The sequence below is a fragment of the Caballeronia sp. dw_19 genome (assembly GCF_018449515.1).
Taxonomy (GTDB): Bacteria; Pseudomonadota; Gammaproteobacteria; order Burkholderiales; family Burkholderiaceae; genus Caballeronia.
The window spans coordinates 178,285-197,877 of the sequence record NZ_JAAVUQ010000005.1; the positions used below are offsets into that span (position 1 = coordinate 178,285).

Annotated in this window: 12 protein-coding genes; 8 read left to right on the forward strand and 4 right to left on the reverse strand. The window is 57.7% G+C overall.

Going from position 1 to position 19,593, the window contains the following annotated elements:
• Window positions 1-170 precede the first annotated feature (170 nt).
• The 3 genes from lpdA to aceE form a co-directional block, all read right to left on the reverse strand.
• A complete protein-coding gene (gene lpdA / locus HB376_RS09405) occupies window positions 171-2,282 on the reverse strand; it encodes a dihydrolipoyl dehydrogenase (RefSeq protein ID WP_213763334.1) in 2,112 nt (703 codons plus the stop codon).
• Window positions 2,283-2,497: 215 nt separating this feature from the next.
• A complete protein-coding gene (gene aceF / locus HB376_RS09410; protein ID WP_213763336.1) occupies window positions 2,498-4,153 on the reverse strand; it encodes a dihydrolipoyllysine-residue acetyltransferase in 1,656 nt (551 codons plus the stop codon).
• A gap of 101 nt (window positions 4,154-4,254) precedes the next feature.
• A complete protein-coding gene (aceE, locus tag HB376_RS09415) occupies window positions 4,255-6,954 on the reverse strand; it encodes a pyruvate dehydrogenase (acetyl-transferring), homodimeric type (RefSeq protein WP_213763338.1) in 2,700 nt (899 codons plus the stop codon).
• 307 nt (window positions 6,955-7,261) lie between these two features.
• Here aceE and fixL point away from each other — a divergent pair, with 307 nt between their 5' ends.
• From fixL to HB376_RS09435, 4 genes are all read left to right on the forward strand, one after another.
• Window positions 7,262-9,790, forward strand: a complete 2,529-nt coding sequence (gene fixL / locus HB376_RS09420) for a PAS domain-containing sensor histidine kinase (protein WP_213763340.1) — start codon at window positions 7,262-7,264, stop codon at window positions 9,788-9,790.
• Window positions 9,787-10,434 (forward strand): oxygen response regulator transcription factor FixJ, encoded by a 648-nt coding sequence (gene fixJ, locus HB376_RS09425; RefSeq protein WP_089165612.1) that lies wholly within the window; start codon window positions 9,787-9,789, stop codon window positions 10,432-10,434. Before fixL ends, fixJ begins: the two co-directional genes overlap by 4 nt.
• Window positions 10,435-10,730: 296 nt before the next feature.
• Window positions 10,731-11,594 carry a bifunctional methylenetetrahydrofolate dehydrogenase/methenyltetrahydrofolate cyclohydrolase FolD gene (folD, locus tag HB376_RS09430; protein WP_213763342.1) on the forward strand — a complete coding sequence of 288 codons (864 nt, stop codon included), beginning with the start codon at window positions 10,731-10,733 and terminating at the stop codon, window positions 11,592-11,594.
• A gap of 244 nt (window positions 11,595-11,838) precedes the next feature.
• On the forward strand, window positions 11,839-13,971 hold the full coding sequence (locus HB376_RS09435) for a M3 family metallopeptidase (RefSeq protein ID WP_213763344.1): 2,133 nt from the start codon (window positions 11,839-11,841) through the stop codon (window positions 13,969-13,971).
• A 99-nt stretch (window positions 13,972-14,070) separates the two neighbouring features.
• Here the strand turns inward: HB376_RS09435 and HB376_RS09440 are convergent, their stop codons facing one another.
• On the reverse strand, window positions 14,071-15,345 hold the full coding sequence (locus HB376_RS09440; RefSeq protein ID WP_213763345.1) for an amidohydrolase family protein: 1,275 nt from the start codon (window positions 15,343-15,345) through the stop codon (window positions 14,071-14,073).
• A 295-nt stretch (window positions 15,346-15,640) separates the two neighbouring features.
• On the opposite strand from HB376_RS09440, the gene HB376_RS09445 reads away from it, so the two are divergent.
• The 4 genes from HB376_RS09445 (at window position 15,641) to HB376_RS09460 (ending at window position 19,478) form a co-directional block, all read left to right on the forward strand.
• Window positions 15,641-15,949 (forward strand): type II toxin-antitoxin system RelE/ParE family toxin, encoded by a 309-nt coding sequence (locus HB376_RS09445; RefSeq protein WP_213763347.1) that lies wholly within the window; start codon window positions 15,641-15,643, stop codon window positions 15,947-15,949.
• The gene (locus HB376_RS09450) at window positions 15,946-16,239 is read left to right on the forward strand and encodes an addiction module antidote protein (RefSeq protein ID WP_213763349.1); all 294 of its coding nucleotides are present in this window, start codon (window positions 15,946-15,948) and stop codon (window positions 16,237-16,239) included. The genes HB376_RS09445 and HB376_RS09450 overlap by 4 nt, the downstream gene beginning before the upstream one ends.
• A 911-nt stretch (window positions 16,240-17,150) precedes the next feature.
• Window positions 17,151-18,134, forward strand: a complete 984-nt coding sequence (locus HB376_RS09455; RefSeq protein ID WP_213763351.1) for a reverse transcriptase domain-containing protein — start codon at window positions 17,151-17,153, stop codon at window positions 18,132-18,134.
• A 6-nt stretch (window positions 18,135-18,140) separates the two neighbouring features.
• On the forward strand, window positions 18,141-19,478 hold the full coding sequence (locus tag HB376_RS09460; RefSeq protein ID WP_213763353.1) for an AAA family ATPase: 1,338 nt from the start codon (window positions 18,141-18,143) through the stop codon (window positions 19,476-19,478).
• Window positions 19,479-19,593: the final 115 nt, after the last annotated feature.

Sequence of the window (19,593 nt, forward strand, 5' to 3'; positions counted from 1 at the left end):
GGTGCGGCCACGAGACGGTCAGGCTGAATAGAAAACCGTTCCAACGAAAGTTGGGGCGGTTTTTTTTCGCCCTCTGTCACCCCAAGGGAATGTCGCGTACAGCGCAAAGGCCCAAAAAAAACGGCGCGTTCCTGACAGGACGCGCCGCTCTTTAACCAGCCAACCGCGCCTTACTTCTTGCGCTGCGGCGGCAGGTCCGTGCACACGCCTTCGTACAACTCGGCGGCCATCCCGATCGATTCGCCGAGCGTCGGGTGCGGATGGATCGTCTTGCCGATATCCTCCGCGTCCGCGCCCATCTCGATCGCCAGACACACTTCGCTGATCAGGTCGCCCGCATTCGTCCCGACGATCCCACCACCGATAATCCGGTGCGTTTCTTCGTCGAAGATGAGTTTGGTGAAACCTTCGTCGCGACCATTTGCAATCGCCCGGCCCGACGCAGCCCACGGGAACGTGGCCTTGCCGTACTTGATGCCTTCGGCCTTGCACTGATCTTCGGTCTTGCCGGCCCACGCCACTTCGGGATCGGTGTAAGCGACAGACGGAATCTGCAATGCGTCGAAGTACGCCTTTTCACCATGCGCCGCTTCCGCTGCAACGTGGCCTTCGTGCACGGCCTTGTGCGCGAGCATCGGCTGGCCAACCAGATCGCCGATAGCAAAAATATGCTCGACGTTCGTGCGCAACTGCTTGTCGACGTTGATGAAACCGCGGTCAGTCACCGCAACGCCAGCCTTGTCCGCACCAATCTTCCCACCGTTCGGGCTACGGCCGACCGCCACGAGCACGAGGTCATAACGTTGTGCTTCAGCGGGCGCTTTTTCGCCTTCGAAGCTCACATAGATGCCGTCGTCCTTTGCTTCCGCCTTGGTCGTTTTCGTCTTGAGCATGACGTTCGCGAAACGCTTGGCGTTGAACTTCTCCCACACCTTCACGAGATCACGATCCGCACCGGCCATCAGGACATCGAGCATTTCGACCACGTCGATTTCCGCCCCCAGCGACGCATACACCGTCGCCATTTCCAGGCCGATAATGCCGCCGCCGATCACGAGCATGCGCTTCGGAATCTGGCGCAATTCGAGCGCGCCGGTGGAATCCACCACGCGCGGATCTTCCGGCATGAATGGCAGCTTCACGGCTTGCGAGCCCGCTGCGATGATCGCCTTCTTGAACTGCACAACTTTTTTGCCGCCCTCGCCTTCAATCTCCATGTGATTCGGACCGACAAACTTGCCGACACCCGTGACCACCTGGACCTTGCGCGCCTTCGCCATGCCGGCTAGTCCGCCGGTCAGTTTCTTGACGACGCCTGACTTGAAGTCGCGGAGTTTGTCGAGATCGATCGTCGGTTCACCGAAGGAAATGCCGTGGTGCGCGAGTTCCTTCGCGGCGTCGGTGATCGCGGCAGCGTGAAGCAAGGCTTTCGACGGAATGCAGCCAACGTTCAGGCATACGCCGCCAAGCGTTGCATAACGCTCGACGATGACCGTGTTCATGCCGAGGTCAGCCGCGCGGAACGCGGCCGAATAACCGCCGGGGCCAGCGCCGAGCACGAGCATGTCGCATTCGATATCGGCGGAACCGGAGAACGACGCGGCCTTCGGTGCGGGTGCGGCGCTCGCCTTTTCGGCCGGTTGCGGCCCGGCCGTCTTCGGTTTTTCCTCAACCTGGCTGACACCGCCGCCCTGGCCTTCGAGCGTGAGGATGACGACGCCTTCGGAGACGTTGTCGCCGATCTTGACCTTGACTTCCTTGACCGTGCCCGCTGCAGGCGACGGCACGTCCATGGTCGCTTTATCGGATTCGAGCGTGACGAGCGATTGTTCTTTCTCGACCGTATCGCCGGCCTTCACGTGAATTTCGATAACCGGGATGTCGGTGAAATCGCCGATGTCCGGCACCTTCACGTCTTGCGATCCGCCGCCTGCGGGCTTTTGTTCAGCGGGCTTGGACGCGGCCGTTTCTTTCGGCGCCGGTGCATCGGCTTTCGCCGCAGCGGGCTTTTCAGCGGGCGCTGCCGGCTTTTCGCTGCCGGCGTCGGCCGTTTCCACCAATGCGATCACGGTGCCTTGCGAGACTTTATCGCCAGCTTTGACCTTGACTTCCTTGACCGTGCCGACGAGGTCGCTGGGAACTTCGATGGACGCTTTATCCGATTCGAGGGTGAGGACGCCTTGTTCTTTTTCGATAGCGTCGCCGGCTTTGATATTCACTTCGACGACATCGACGTCTTTGAAATCGCCGATATCGGGTACTTTAAGTTCGGTGAGACTCATGTTGTCCCCTAAAAAGGAAGCGGGCAGAACCAAAGGATGCAACGCGCGGCCCTTGGTTCTGCCGTCGGCAGACTTGCCTTTCTTTGCTTACTTTCTTTGGCAATTCAAAGAAAGTAAGTGCCGCCCCGCACAGGGGCGACTAGCAAAGTGCAGTGCAATGCAAGTTCAATGAAGCGGCTAGCGGGCCAACATAAGCGGCCCGCCAAGCACAAACATCACAAACTCACGCGACGGAAATCCGCCAGCACAGCAGAAAGGTAGGCATTGAACCGCGCGGCCTCGGCGCCATCGATAACCCGATGATCGTACGACAGCGACAAAGGCAGAATCAGGCGAGGTACAAACGCCTTGCCGTCCCACACCGGCTTCATCGCGCCCCGCGACAACCCCAAAATGGCCACTTCAGGCGCATTGATGATCGGCGTGAAATGCGTTCCGCCGATGCCACCCAGTGACGAAATCGAGAAACATCCGCCTTGCATCTGGTCGGGCTTCAGCTTGCCTTCACGTGCAGCCTTCGACAGATCGGCCATCTCCTTCGCGACATCGACGAGGCCCTTCTTGTCCGCGTCGCGAATCACCGGAACCATCAAACCGTTCGGGGTATCGGCGGCAAAACCGATGTTGTAATACTGCTTGAAGACGAGGTTGTCGCCGTCGAGGCTCGCATTGAACGTCGGGAATTTCTTCAACGCGGCAACCACCGCCTTGATCACGAACGCGAGCATGGTGAACTTCACGCCAGCCTTTTCGTTTTCCTTGTTCAACGTCACACGCAGCGCTTCCAGGTCGGTGATATCGGCTTCGTCGTTGTTCGTGACGTGCGGGATCATGACCCAGTTGCGATGCAAATTCGCACCCGAAATCTTCTTGATGCGAGACAACGGCTTCGGATCGACCGGACCGAACTTCGTAAAATCGACCTTCGGCCACGGCAGCAGGTTCAACTCGCCGCCACCGGCAGGCGCTGCGGCGGCTGCCGCCGGCGCTTTACCCTGGCCGCTCATCACGCCCTTCACGAACGCGGTCACGTCGGCTTGCGTGATGCGGTTCTTCGGGCCCGAACCCGTTACGGACGACACGTCAACGCCGAGTTCGCGCGCAAACTTGCGCACCGACGGCGATGCGTGGCTCGACGTACGCGAGCCTTCGCCAGCGGGAATCGCCGGTGCGAGCGCGAGTGCGGACGGGGCTTCTTTCTGGGCAGTTGCGGCTTTGGCCGGTGCATCCGAAGGCGCTTCTGCCTTCGGTGCTTCCTGCCTGGGAGCAACAGCGGCCGCGGCAGCCGATCCTTCACCGCCTTCCAGCACGAGGATCAACGTGCCTTCCGAGACGTTGTCGCCGACCTTGACCTTGAGTTCCTTGACCGTGCCCGCCGCGGGCGACGGCACGTCCATGGTGGCTTTATCGGATTCGAGCGTGACGAGCGATTGCTCCTTCTCGACCTTGTCGCCGACTTTCACGTTCACTTCGATCACCGGAATGTCCTTGAAGTCGCCAATATCCGGCACCTTCACTTCAACCGATCCACCACCCGACGATGCAGCCGCCGCAGGAGCCTTATCCTGCGCCGGCGCTTCAGCGGGTTTTTCAGCGGCCTTCGGTGCAGCAGCGGCAGCAGCACCCGATTCAGCCGCTTCCAGCACGACGATCAACGCACCTTCCGACACGTTGTCGCCCACCTTGACCTTCACTTCCTTCACGACGCCAGCGGCCGAACTGGGCACATCCATGGTCGCTTTATCGGATTCGAGCGTGACGAGCGATTGCTCCTTCTCGACGGTATCCCCAACTTTCACCAGCACTTCGATCACCGGAATGTCCGTGTAATCGCCGATATCCGGCACCTTGACTTCGATCGCTTGACTCATTGTTTATTGTCTCCTGGGTCGCGACGCGAAAAATCGCCCTGCCACGAGGCTAAAGCCAGGGGCAAGGCGACTTCGCGCAACAACACTCGGGGGCCGATGCGTTAAACCGTCATCGGGTTGGGTTTGGCGGGGTCGAGCGCGTACTTCTTGATCGCGTCGGCGACGACCTTGCGGTCGATCGTGCCTTCGTCGGCCAGCGCATTGAGCGCCGCGACGGTGACCCAGTAGCGGTCGACTTCGAAGAAATGACGCAGTTTTTCGCGCGTGTCCGAACGGCCATAACCGTCCGTGCCGAGCACGACAAACTTGTTCGGCACGTAACCGCGAATCTGGTCGACGAGCGCACGCACATAATCCGTCGATGCCACCACCGGACCTTTCGCGTCCTTCAGCAGCTTCGTCACGTGCGAGATCTGGCGTTCTTCCGTCGGGTGCAGCAGGTTCCAGCGCTCCACTTGCGCGCCTTCGCGTGCCAGTTCCGTGAAGCTCGGAACGCTCCAGAGATCGGCGGCCACGTTCCAGTCGTTCTTGAGCAGGTCGGCAGCGGCGATCACTTCATTGAAGATCGTGCCCGCGCCCATCAGCTGAACGCGCGGCGTTTTTGCGTCGGCATCCGATTTGCGGAACGAGTACATGCCCTTGATGATGTCGGTGGCTACCGTTTCACCTTGCGGAATCGCCGGGTGTTCGTAGTTCTCGTTCATCACCGTGACGTAGTAGTACACGTCTTCCTGCTCGGCCACCATGCGACGCAAACCGTCCTGCATGATCACCGCGAGTTCGTAACCGAAGGTCGGGTCGTAGCTCACGCAGTTCGGCACCGACGCCGCCCACATCAACGAATGGCCGTCTTCGTGCTGCAGCCCTTCGCCGTTGAGCGTCGTACGCCCGGCCGTGCCGCCCAGCAGGAAACCGCGCGAACGCATGTCGCCCGCTGCCCACGCCAGGTCGCCGATACGCTGGAAGCCGAACATGGAATAGAAGATGTAGAACGGGATCATGATCTCGCCGTGCGTCGAATACGACGTCGCGGCCGCGATCCAGTCACACATCCCGCCGGCTTCGTTGATCCCTTCCTGCAGGATCTGGCCGGTTTCCGATTCACGATAGAACATCAACTGATCGGAATCTTCCGGCACGTACTTCTGGCCGTCCTGATTCCAGATACCGATCTGGCGGAACAAACCTTCCATACCAAAGGTACGCGATTCGTCCGGCACGATCGGCACGATGCGTTTGCCGAGCGCCTTGTCCTTCAGCAGGATGTTGAGAATCCGCACGAACGCCATGGTCGTGGAGATCTCGCGGCCCGGACCCGTGCCCTTGAGCACCGGTTCGAACGCCGACAGATCCGGCACCGGCAGCGACTCGGCTTTCTGACGGCGCGCCGGCAGATAACCACCCAGTTCCTGGCGACGAGCGCGCATGTACTCGAGTTCCTTCGACCCTTCGTCGAACTCCAGATACGGCACGTCGGCGATCTGGTCGTCGGGTATCGGCAGCTTGAACTGATCGCGGAACTTCATCAGCTGATCTGTGTGCAGCTTCTTCTGCTGATGGGTGATGTTCATGGCCTGACCGGCTTCGCCCATGCCATAACCCTTGATGGTCTTGGCGAGGATCACGGTCGGCTGACCCTTCGTCTTCGATGCTTCCGAATACGCCGCGTAGATCTTGTGCGGATCATGGCCGCCGCGATTCAGGTTCCAGATGTCCTCGTCGGACCATTCCGCCACCATCGCCTTGAGTTCCGGCGTGTTGAAGAAATGCTCGCGCACGTAGGCGCCCGACTCCGACTTGTAGGTCTGGTATTCGCCGTCGACCACTTCCATCATCCGGCGCATCAGCGCACCGGTTTTATCGCGGGCAAAGAGCGAATCCCAGCGGCTGCCCCACACCACCTTGATCACGTTCCATCCAGCACCGCGGAATTCACTTTCGAGTTCCTGGATGATCTTGCCGTTGCCGCGAACCGGGCCGTCGAGACGCTGCAGGTTGCAGTTGATCACGAAGACGAGGTTGTCGAGCCGTTCACGGCCGGCCATGCCGATCGCGCCGAGCGATTCCGGTTCGTCCGTTTCGCCGTCGCCAAGGAATGCCCAGACCTTGCGGCTGCCTGCCTTGATGATGCCGCGCGCATCCAGGTACTTCATGAAACGCGCCTGATAGATCGCCATGATCGGGCCGAGGCCCATCGATACGGTCGGGAACTGCCAGAAGTCCGGCATCAGCCACGGATGCGGATACGACGAAATGCCTTCGCCGCCCACTTCCTGGCGGAAATTATCGAGCTGACTTGCTTTCAGGCGGCCGAGCAAAAACGCGCGCGAATACACACCCGGCGACGAATGGCCCTGCACGAACACGAGATCGCCACCATGTTCGGGCGACGGCGCGTGCCAGAAATGGTTGAAGCCGACGTCATACAGCGTGGCCGCCGATGCGAACGAAGCAATGTGGCCGCCCACGTTCGTGTCCTTGCCCGCGCGCAGCACCATCGCGATGGCATTCCAGCGCGTGTACGAGCGGATCTTGTGTTCGATGTCCTGATCGCCGGGAATCTTCGACTGGGCGGCGACCGGAATGGTGTTGATGTACGGGGTGTTAGCGGAAAACGGCAGATGTTCGCCGTGCACGCGCGCGAATTCGATCTGCTTTTCGATCAGGTAATGGGCGCGATCCGGACCTACTGCCGAAATCACGCCGTCGAGGGCTTCCAGCCACTCAGCGGTTTCCTGGGGATCTTCGTCGTCCTTGGCGTTGGCGACATATTTCATCACTTCGTCGGGTACAGCGGACATGCTCGTCTCCTGATTTGAGGAACGCTCTGTGAACAGACGACGCGAGCCTTTAAGCCATCCGCAAGACACAATTGCGGAAAACAATGAGGGACAAGCGCGCGTGCGGCAATTCTAAAGAGCCTCAGAACGGTAGCGCAAGCAATTTTTCGAATCATGAGACTCAATCTCATAATGCGGAAAAATGCTGCAACGCACCGTGGGACAAGGACTTTTTGTTAGACGCGTTGGTGTCCTTGCGATCAATTGCGGGCCTTTTCAAGACTTTTTACGCCATTTAACAGTGTGGCGCTGCGTTACAATTGCGCGCATGTTGACCGAACGGCTTTTCGCACGCTCGGCGCGCTCGAAGGGCAAACCCAACGACTCGGCGCCGACCCGCTGGCACCACGGACCGTGGTGGTCAAACTCGTACTTGCTGACCCCGTTGATCTCGATCCTGGTCTTCCTGGTCGTGATGAGCCTGATTTTGTGGAGTCTCAACCGGCGCGAGCAGCAACAGCAGGAAGACACGCTCTACCGTAACGTGGCTTGGGCGCAGCAACAAATCAGGCTTTCCATGACTGGCGCGCAGGAGCAGATTCAGGCTTTGGCGCGTGACATCGCGACGGGTCATGGGGACCCGCAGACGTTCCAGAGTTCCACCGGCGACATCATGCAGGGGCATCCCGAAATCCTCTACATGAACTGGTACACGGCGCAGCACAAGCCCCGCTGGCCGAATACCCCGCTGCCCGTGCTCGGTTCACGGCTCGCCAAGCCCACGGACGCGCAGATGGACGACGCCGTCCAGTCCGCCTTCGACGAAGCCCGCACCAGCCGCCGGCAGGTCTACTCGCCACTTCTGTACGACGATTTAGGCAATGGCTACATCACGTTGCAGACGCCGGTTTATCGCGACCGCGATTTTCTCGGGTCCATTGCGGCGGTGTTTTCCATCGAGGGGATTCTCAAGCATGACATCCCCAGCGAACTCTCCGCCAAGTACAAGATTTCCATTACCGACCTGAACAATCGCGAACTCGCGACCACGTCCAGCCGGCCGCGCCTGCCGCGCGACATGTTCTATGACCTGCCGCTCGATCCGCCGGGACAAGGGGTATCGGTACGCGTTTATTCGTATCCGCAACTGACGAATTTCACGAACAACACGCTCGTCTGGCTGGTCGCCGGCTTGTCTTGTTTTGTGTTGTGGAGTTTGTGGAGCCTCTGGAAACACACCCGGCAACGCTTTGAAGCGCAACAAGCGCTCTACGCCGAGGCGTTCTTCCGCCGGGCGATGGAAAATTCAGTGCTGATCGGTATGCGCGTGCTCGACATGCACGGCCGCATCACGCACGTGAATCCCGCGTTTTGCCGGATGACCGGCTGGGACGAAAGCGATCTCGTGTCCAAAGTGGCGCCCTTTCCGTACTGGCCGAAAGACGCATATCCGGAAATGCAGCGGCAACTGGATATGACCTTGCGCGGCAAGGCGCCTTCATCCGGCTTCGAATTGCGCGTGCGTCGCAAGGACGGTTCGTTCTTCCATGCGCGGCTTTATGTCTCGCCGTTGATCGATAGTTCAGGTCGGCAGACCGGCTGGATGTCGTCGATGACCGACATTACCGAGCCGCGCCGCGCTCGTGAAGATCTCGCCGCCGCGCATGAACGCTTCACCACCGTGCTGGAAAGCCTCGACGCGGCGGTATCCGTGCTCGCCGCCGACGAAGCCGAACTGCTGTTCGCGAATCGCTATTACCGGCACCTGTTCGGGATTCGCCCGGACGGCCATCTCGAACTGGCGGGCGCGGGTTTCGACACGGCGCAGGCGTCGTCGGATTCCATCGATATGGTCGACACATATGCCGGCCTGCCCGCCACCGCGCTGACCGAAAGCACCTCGGACGCGCAGGAAGTGTATGTGGAGAGCATCCAGAAGTGGTTCGAAGTGCGCCGCCAGTACATTCAGTGGGTGGACGGCCATCTCGCGCAGATGCAGATTGCGACCGACATCACCACGCGCAAGCAAGCGCAGGAACTGGCCGATCAGCAGGAAGAAAAGCTGCAGTTCACCAGCCGTTTGATGACGATGGGCGAAATGGCGTCGTCGTTGGCGCACGAGTTGAACCAGCCTTTGGCCGCGATCAATAATTACTGTTCGGGTTGCGTTGCACTGGTCAAATCGGGCCGCATGACGCAGGACGCGCTGTTGCCCGTGCTCGAAAAAACGGCGCAGCAAGCGGTGCGCGCGGGCATGATCATCAAGCGCATTCGCGAATTCGTGAAGCGCAGCGAACCGAAACGCCAGCCTACGCGCGTGGCGGATATCGTCGCGGACGCCGTCGGCCTCGCAGAAATCGAAGCGCGCAAACGCAAGATTCGCATTCTCACCGAGATCCGCTCGCGTATGCCCGTGATTCATGTGGACCCGGTGCTGATCGAGCAGGTGCTCGTGAACTTGTTGAAAAACGCCGCGGAAGCCATGCACGATGCCAAGCCGAACGCCGTCGATCCTGTGATCCGCGTGCTCGTGCAGCGCGTGGACGGCGGGTTTGTCTGCGTGAGCGTAGTGGACCAGGGGCCCGGCGTGGACGAAGCCACGGCCGAGCGCCTTTTCGAACCTTTCTACAGCACCAAGTCCGACGGTATGGGCATGGGCTTGAACATTTGCCGATCGATCATAGAATCGCATCGTGGACGTCTTTGGGTGGTGAACAATATCGATGCCTCCGGCACCGTGACGGGCGCCACATTCCATTGCAGTTTGCCAATCGGAGAAGCCGATGGTCCGGGCAGTAACGGACCGGAAGCTCTCAGTCATCAACCCACACAACAAACTGTTACGGGAGAGCTATGAGCACAGTCACCACTCAGGAAACCGTCTTTGTCGTCGACGACGATGAAGCCGTGCGTGATTCTTTGCGCTGGCTGCTTGAAGCCAATGGCTACCGCGTCTCGTGTTTTGCGAGCGCTGAGGCGTACCTCGACGCGTATCTCCCGATCGCCCATTCAGGCGCAATCTCGTGCCTGATACTGGACGTACGGATGTCCGGCATGAGCGGTCTCGAATTGCAGGAGCGGCTGATTGCGGAAAACTCGCTGCTGCCGATCATCTTCGTGACGGGTCACGGCGACGTGCCGATGGCTGTGTCGACCATGAAGAAGGGCGCGATGGATTTCATCGAAAAGCCGTTCGATGAAGCCGAGTTGCGCAAGCTGGTTGAACGCATGCTGGATAAGGCGCGTACCGAGAGTTCGAGCGTGCAGCAGCAGCGTGCCGCGGCTGAGCGGCTGGGCAAGCTGACGGCGCGGGAGCATCAGGTGCTGGAGCGGATTATTGCAGGGCGTTTGAACAAGCAGATTGCTGATGATCTTGGTATCAGCATCAAGACGGTCGAAGCGCATCGCGCAAACATCATGGAGAAGCTTTCCGTGAATACGGTTGCGGATTTGCTCAGGCTGGCACTGTCCAACAAGCCGCAGACGCAGTCGGCCCAATAGGGGTTTTAGGGCTTCTCGCTGGTACGCCGAGGGGCGGCTTTTTGCGCCTCGGCGGCAGTGGTTTTGGTTTGTGCCCGGTCGAAGCCGAATCGCCCGTCCCCGCCAGTGGCAAAAAGCGTTGAGAAATATAGACAGACCCAAACCGGCCATCGTCCCGAGCGCCGCGCCGCCCGCCGCACCCGCGTCCGGTATAATCAAAAACTCACCGCAACGCCGCGCCGCACTGGCGCAATAGGCCCCTTGCGACCCTGCGCCCTCAAGAAAAGCAGCGGACTTGTTCTCCGCCCAGACCTCCTATGACCGCCCAAATCATCGACGGCAATGCCCTCTCCAAGACCCTTCGCGCCGATGTAGCCGTACGTGCCGCCGCCCTGACCGCCCGTGGCCAGCAACCCGGCCTGGCAGTCATTCTCGTCGGTGAAAATCCGGCCAGCGAGGTCTACGTCCGCAACAAGGTAAAAGCCTGTCAGGACAACGGCTTGCATTCCGTATTCGATCGTTTCCCGTCCACGCTCACCGAAAGCGAATTGCTGACGCGGCTCGACGACCTGAACAACGATCCGAACGTGCACGGCATCCTGGTTCAACTTCCGTTACCGAAACATATCGATAGCCACAAGGTCATCGAAGCCATCGCGCCGGCCAAGGACGTAGATGGTTTCAACGTCGAAAACGCGGGCGCGCTGATGACCGGCAAACCGCTGTTTCGCCCGTGCACGCCCTACGGCGTGATGAAGATGTTCGAAGCGCATGGCATCCCGCTGGAAGGCGCGAATGCAGTCGTGATCGGACGCTCGAACATCGTCGGCAAGCCAATGGCCATGCTGCTGCTCGAAGCCGGCGCCACGGTCACCATCACGCACAGCAAAACGCGCGATCTGGCCGCGCTGACGCGCAACGCGGATGTGGTCGTCGCGGCAACCGGCCGGCGCAATATCCTGACCGCCGACATGGTCAAACCCGGCGCAACCGTGATCGACGTAGGCATGAATCGCGACGAGAACGGCAAACTCTGCGGCGACGTGGATTTCGCGGGCGTGAAGGAGGTGGCCGGTTTCATCACACCCGTGCCGGGCGGCGTCGGGCCAATGACCATAACCATGCTGCTGGTGAATACCATCGAAGCGGCCGAACGCGCGATGCAGCAGGATCGGGATTAAAGCGTTGGGGCAACGCCCTTCAGCGCTTACATGCATGATGGGCGCACCGGCCGCCCGCTTGCCGCACCAACACGCACAGCCGGCACGCCGATCGGGTAAATCGCCGCGTTAGCCAGAATCGATTTGAGAATCGGCGGAAGCGTCCCCACAATAGTGAATAGGCCAATCGTCGAAATCGCGCGCTGTGTCAGGCGCGGCGTCACGTTCATCGTCGCATCCATTTTTATCCGAGACCGGGAGAGTCATGTCCAGTTCGACACCATCGAATATCGCGAATCAAGCTCAGACCCAAGCTCAGGGCAACCCCCTGCTCGACTTCTCCGACCTGCCCCGTTTCAACGACATCAAGCCGGAACACGTGACGCCCGCGCTCGACGTCCTGCTCGCCGATGCAAAAGCCGCCGTCGATCACGCCAGCGCGCCTGAGACCCCGGCTACGTGGCGAGACATCGTGGAAAGCGTGGAGCGCGCGAGCGAACGCCTGTCGCGTGCGTGGGGCGTGATCGGCCACCTGAATGCCGTCGCCGATACTCCCGAATTACGCGCCGCCCACGCCGAGAATTTGCCGCGCGTGACGGAGTTCTCAGCGAGCGTCGGGCAGAACCTGGCGCTCTATGAGAAATACAAGGCGATTGCGGCGAGCGAAGAACACGCATCGCTTTCAGTTGAGCAGAAGAAAATGCTCAGCAACGAGTTGCGCGGTTTCCGTTTGTCGGGCGCCGAATTGCCCGAAGATAAAAAGCCCCGGTTTGCGCGCGTTCAGGAAGAACAGGCGGCGTTATCGAAGGCATTCTCCGACCATGTCCTCGATGCCACGAATGCGTTTTCGTATGTCGTCACCAAGGAAAGCGAACTCGCCGGTTTGCCGGAAGACGTGATCGAAGCGGCACGCGAAGCCGCGCAGAAAGAAAGCAGTGAGGGCTGGAAGTTCACGCTGCATTTCCCTTCGTATTTCCCCGTGATGCAGTACGCGGAGCATCGACCGCTGCGTGAAGCGATGTATCGCGCCTATGTGACGCGGGCGTCCGAACTGGGTGCGAACTACGGCAACGGCAAGCCCGAATGGGACAACACGGCGAATGTCGTCGAGCAGTTGAAGCTGCGTGCCGAAGAAGCCCACGCGCTCGGCTACCAGAACTTCGCTGAGGTGTCTCTTGCGCCGAAGATGGCGGAATCGCCGGAACAGGTGGTTGCGTTCCTTGAGGACCTGGCTGTGCGTGCACGCCCACACGCCGAGAAGGACTGGATGGAGTTGCGCGCGTTCGCCGCGACCGAGCTCGGCATGCCGGAATTGCAGCCGTGGGACTCGACCTTCGCCGCGGAGCGCCTGCGCCAGCAGCGTTATTCGTTCTCGGAAAACGAAGTGAAGCAGTATTTCCCGCAAGAGGCCGTGCTGAAGGGTTTGTTCAAGGTCACGGAGACGCTGTTCGGCGTGAGTATCCGCCGCGATGAAGCCGCCGTCTGGAATCCGGAAGTGCGCTTTTTCCGCGTCGAAAACAAGGACGGTTCGCTTGTCGCGCAGTTCTATCTGGACCTGTATGCGCGCGAAGGCAAACGCGGCGGCGCCTGGATGGACGACGCCCGCTCGCGGCACAAACGCCGTGAAGGCGGCGTTCAGACGCCCGTCGCGTATCTGACGTGCAACTTCTCCGCGCCCGTTGGCGGCAAGCCAGCGTGTTTTACCCACGACGAAGTCATCACCCTGTTCCACGAATTCGGACACGGCTTGCATCACATGCTGACGCGTGTCGATGAACTTGGGGTATCGGGTATTAACGGCGTGGAATGGGATGCGGTCGAACTGCCGTCGCAGTTCATGGAGAACTTCTGCTGGGAGTGGGACGTACTCACCGACATGTCCGCTCACGTGGACACGGGCGCCACGCTGCCGCGCGAACTCTTCGACAAGATGCTCGCCGCGAAGAACTTCCAGAGCGGTCTGGGCACGTTGCGCCAGATCGTGCTCTCCATGTTCGATATCCAGCTTCATAGCGACTACGATCCGGCCGGCGCGACGAACGTCAACGACTTCGCACGTGAGATCAACGAGCGGTTCCACGTCGTGCCGCAAGCGCCTTTCTCCCGTTGGACCAATACTTTCACGCACATTTTCGCCGGCGGGTATGCCGCGGGGTATTACAGCTACAAGTGGGCGGAAGTGCTGTCGGCGGATGCGTATGCCGCGTTCGAAGAGGCCGCGAAGCTAGGTGGTGGATCAGTGCTTGATGCGACAACGGGCATTCGGTACCGGCGCGAGATTCTTGAAGTAGGCGGCAGCCGGCCAGCGATGGACTCGTTCAAGGCATTCCGCGGACGGGAACCGAATATCGATGCGCTGTTGCGGCACAACGGTATGTCGCCGGAGACGGCGCATTGAGGTTATGAAAGCGGCGACGCTGTTTGAATGATTGAAGAAGACCGTTCCAACTCGCGTTGGAACGGTTTTTTTATGTGCTTTATTTAGAAGGGTCTCGACTTACCGATCCAGCCGGAAATTCACTTCCTCCGGCCGCCCTTCCAGACTGAGTTGCGCCCGCATCGCCGGCGCGCGGCTGACCACCTTGCCGCGGCGAAGCACCGCTATTCGCGTCGCCCGCAAGCGAATCGCTTCAACCGGGTCGCGCGCGTCCAGTATCACGCAATCCGCGTTGTTGCCCACGGCAATCCCGTACCCTTCGATACCCAGGATTTTCGCCGGCGTCGTCGTCACCGCTTCGAACGCGGCACGCATTGCATCAATACCCGTCATCTGCGCGACGTGCAAACCCATGTGCGCCACTTCCAGCATGTCGCCAGAGCCCAGGCTGTACCACGGGTCCATCACGCAGTCGTGGCCGAACGCTACGTCGACCCCTGCTGCCATCAACTCCGGCACGCGCGTCATGCCTCGGCGCTTGGGGTAGGTATCGGCGCGACCCTGAAGCGTGATGTTGATCAGCGGATTCGCGATCGCGGCCACGCCGGAGTCGCGAATCAACGGGATCAGCTTGCTCACGTAGTAGTTGTCCATGGAATGCATCGACGTCAGGTGCGAACCCGTGACGCGTCCCTGCAGACCCAGCCGATGGGTCTCCGACGCCAAGGTTTCTATATGGCGCGACATTGGATCGTCGGATTCGTCGCAATGCATGTCCACGCGCAGTCCCTTCTGCGCCGCGAACTCGCAAAGAAGGCGCACGGACTCGGCGCCATCGGCCATCGTGCGTTCGAAATGCGGAATGCCGCCGACTACATCGACGCCCATTGATATCGCGCGCTTCAGGTTCTCGAACGCGCCGTTGCTCCGCAAAACGCCGTCCTGCGGGAACGCAACGAGTTGCAAGTCCAGATACGGCTTCACACGGCGCTTCACTTCCAGCAACGCCTCCACGGCGAGCAGACGCGGATCGCAGACATCCACGTGAGATCGAATCGCGAGCAGGCCACGCGCGACGGCCCAGTCGCAATATTGCATCGCCCGGTCGACCAGTGCGTCCTGTGTCAGCTCGGGCTTCAGCTCACCCCATAACGCGATCCCTTCCAGCAGCGTTCCCGACACGTTCACCCGCGGCAAACCGTAGGACAGCGTGGCATCCATGTGGAAATGCGCATCGACGAACGGCGCGCTGACAAGAGAACCCGCGGCATCGATTTCCTCCGGCGCGGTCGCGGCGAGCTGCGGTTCGATCGCGGTGAAACGCCCGCCTTCGATGCCGATGTCCACCAGATCGCGGGAATCCGCGAGCGCCGCGCGTCGAATGATCAGGTCCATGAGGTTGTCCCTTCGCCAAGTGTTTCGATGATTGTAGCGGGACAGAAAGCTCGATTTCCGGAGTGCTGGCCACGTTAGCCATTTGGTCGACTACAGCAAACTTGGGCGACCGATCACAGTGACCACTCCACTTTCCCGATGGTTGGCTTTCGTCACTACGCTCAAATCACTCCGATGCCGATTCCCGAGTGAGCAAGATCAGATCACTACATTCAATCGATGCCTTGAGTTTTCGTATCCAGTGGGATACACTTTACCAAGGCATCCCACTTAACGTTATCTGGGATCCACACGCATGACGAACACAATCAATCAAACGCACGACTTTTCGGCTTGGCTGTTGGGCGTGACTGATGTGTTAGCAAGAGCCGCCATCTTGATCCGGATCAAACGCGCCGCGTTGGGAAATTTCGGCGATTGCCATGACGTCGGCGGCAGCGTGTGGGAAATGCGGATTCACACAGGCGCGGGCTATCGTGTGTATTACGTGCGTGACGGCTTGACGGTTTATCTATTGTTGGCCGGCGGAAGCAAGCAAGGGCAGATATCGGATATCGCCCGAGCGAAGGCCATGTGGCAGCGAATCAGACAGGAACGGAAATGAACTCAACTCACATTTCAACTTTCGACGCATCCGACTATCTCGATAGCGAAGAGGCCATCGCGGCCTATCTGAACGAGGCGCTTGCCTCGGGGAACTCCGACATTCTCCTGTCGGCTCTTGCCGATGTTGTGAAAGCACGCGGCATGTCGAAAGTTGCCTCCGAAGCGGGTGTGCAACGCGAAAGCCTGTACAAGTCGCTGGCTGAGGGGGCGAAACCCCGATTTGAGACCATCCAGAAAGTGGCCGCTGCGTTGGGGGTGAAACTTGTCGCCGTGCCGGTCCATCACTGACGCCCTTCGCCTTGAGGACCTAAGGCCGGTGGCTCAGGTAAGCTGCGCCCACGCTTCAATCAATCGGGCCTATAACGCCGAAAGACCAACAAACGGCTTAGTGCTCGTGCCTACAGATCATCACAGAACCAGTACGTGTTCGCTGGCGCAGAGATCGTCTAAGCACAGACAACGAAGGGCTTACCACCCCTTCGTTGTCAACCCCCAAACGTTTCAGGGCGTATCAGAAGCGTTTGTACGATAGATCCAAAATTTCGGTTGTCGGCCGCTTGGCCGACTGAATACGATAGCTTCCCTGGCCAAACCACCACGGAGCTGAAAATAACATCCACCACTGTCACCCAGACCACACCCACGAAACTTTATCGCGTCCATGCCGTTATGGAGCAACTCAGCGTCTCACGCACTACCGTCTATCGGCTTGTGAACAGCAGCAAGCTCAAGCTAGTTAAGATCGGCGAGCGGTCGAGCGGCATCACCGCAGAGAGTCTTAATGCTCTTGTGGCCGGCAACGTGGCGAGCTAGGCAGCAACCACATGCTCTGCGCCAGAGACGACATGAACTCAACTTTGTTGCTCTAGGCGTGCGCGAGGCATACAATGCACTCACGCCAGCGACCAGGAGTATCCTCCGGTCAAACGTCTGGCCTCTACCCGGTCTGCATCCAGTTACGTGTGGGCGATTCCTTAAATTAAGGGATCGCCCATTTCGTATGCGTTTCGTTCGCGGGCAAATCTCCATGACGTCGCCAGTTTGGCCACACGTTCAGGTTATCGATTTAAGGGCCAAAATCATGTTATGTTGCTACATGTTAGCCTTTTATCAACACGCACCCGGCATTCTGATTATAGAAAAATTAATCTATAGTCAAAAATTACGCGAATCGACTTATTAGTGATGTCCCGATAAAAATGACCAAAAAGCCATTGCAAATACTGTTTGATGCGATGTATCACAATAAACAAGACTTCGCAGATTTTGCGACGGGCGACATTATCCGTCGCGTATCAAGTAAGACAGTCACTAATGACTCTACCAAGGAACGTCTGGTTTTTGTTCCAGACAAGGTATTAAAAAAATACCACTCCTTCTTAAATCTATTTGTGTTCAATTATTTACCGATAAACGAAGACGTTGTCTTTTCCTATCGAAAGGGCACAAATGTCACGGCTGCCGTACGAAAACATCGCAACAGTAAACATTTTTATCAGACGGACATTTCGAACTTTTTTGACAGCATCACCGTGGATATTGTTAGGCGCTGCATCCTGCGCGGGGAAGAGCAAACCCCGGTTTCGGATATGGGCGAATTCATCGACAGGATCGTCGAGTTGGTTACAATGGAGGGAAAGCTCCCGCTCGGCTTTGCAACCTCCCCCGCCATAAGCAACACCGCGCTGCTTCCCTTCGACGACTCTCTGGCCGCTTATTGCTCGCATAAGAATCTGGTATATACCCGCTATTCAGACGATATCACGATTTCATCGAGCGAAAAAGAGCCACTATTCGCGCTAGACGATGCGTTAAGAGATATCCTGTCAGCCCACGGATTTCCCAACATGCAATTCAACGAGCACAAAACGAAGATAAGTAGCACGGGTAGAAAAATAAAAATCCTCGGCATGGTGATTTTGCCAAATGGACAAGTAACGCTTGACTCGAAAATTAAAAACCGAATTGAGACTTTGCTGCATCTATACGTAAATAATCAATCGGCCTTGTTCGACTTAACCAAGTCCGACCTAGATGGAAGCTACGAGACCCTATCAGGTTTTTTAAATTACGCGAACACGGTCGATCAGTCGTACTTGGACAAACTCAGGCGAAAGTATGGCGTCACCGTTATCGACACGTTAATTCATCAGCCCAAAAAATCAGAATCGAGAAAAGGGTAATTAACGATGGATCTGTTTCTCCAAATAGAAAATGTCCAGCACATCAAAAGTGCTTGCCTCGCCATTCCTTTTGATGGCTGTCAGCTTTTCTGCATAGTCGGTCGGAACGGTGTTGGGAAAACGTCAATTGTTAAGGCTTTGCGGAATCTTCGCGTTTCTGATACTTATAAAATAACGTCGGACGAAAGCATCTTTTCGGCAAGCAGTCGCATCGTTTACCGATATGGAGAGCATACGTTTGTATTCAATTACGACCCTAAAATTCGCGGCCTCAACAGCAGATCGGCCATCCCACCTGAAATTCGGGACGAGATTGAGGTCGAACTACCGATGCCGCATGGCGAGCGTTTCAATTACTTCCGAACAATAAGTAACAACGACGCGGAAATACGACAGAACATCGTCCTTGAAATCTACAAAAAGCCCGATGAACTGATTGAGTTTTTGTCAGATATTTATGGCGATCGCAGATTTGACGATTTGAGAGAGATCGAAATAAAAGGCCGCTTTTACTTCTGTCTTATCAAGGCAAACAGTCGCTACATTCGAGAGGATTACTTTAGCTCGGGCGAGTATTTCGTCATTAGCCTCTATCGAAAAATCCGGAATAGAAAGAAGCTGATTGTGATCGATGAGATCGACATATCCTTGGATGCCGCAGCGCAAGTCCATCTTGTGCGAAATCTCAGAAAATTCTGTGAAAAATATACGGTCAATATTGTATTCACTACGCATTCGCTAGCGATGATGCGAATGATGGAACCGGCCGAGCTTCTTTATCTCGAAAACGCGGCGGGTATCGTTCAACATCGCAATGCGTCGTACAATTTCGTGAGAAGCCTATTGTTCGGTTTTTCGGGTTGGGACCGTTATATTTTGACCGAAGATATGACGCTAAAGATGTTTCTGGAACATATCATCGCAAAGTATATTCCTCTCACATTTTTTTCTTTCAAGATCATTCATATTGGCGGCGGATCGAACACAGTCGACCTCATGACGCGCAATATTGACGAACGATTCTTTCCAGAAACCGAAAGGGTAATCAGCGTCCTTGATGGTGATCAGAGAAACGAGCGATATACAAGAAACATAAACGATATTTTTTTCATTCCTTTTCCTAGCGTCGAAAAGGAAGTATTTATTGAATATAACGACGGAAAGCTATCAAAATTGCCAGAGGATTGGAAAGGAGACGTAAGCAAGGCAGACGGAAAAGGCCTGTTCCACGCACTGAAGATATCGAAACTTTACTCACCGATTCAGCTATTCGATCATTTATGCGCGAAATACAAGACTGAAATGGAAAGGTTGGTCGAGGATCTTCGTCAATTTTTGAACTAGAACTGTGCGCTCGGGACCAGTCCGCTGCGACCAAGATCCCCTTGAGTAGGCCCGGTGCCATTCCTGGTGCTTGGATAGGATAGGTGCCCTCTAAACAGCCCGGCCTCGGCCGCTT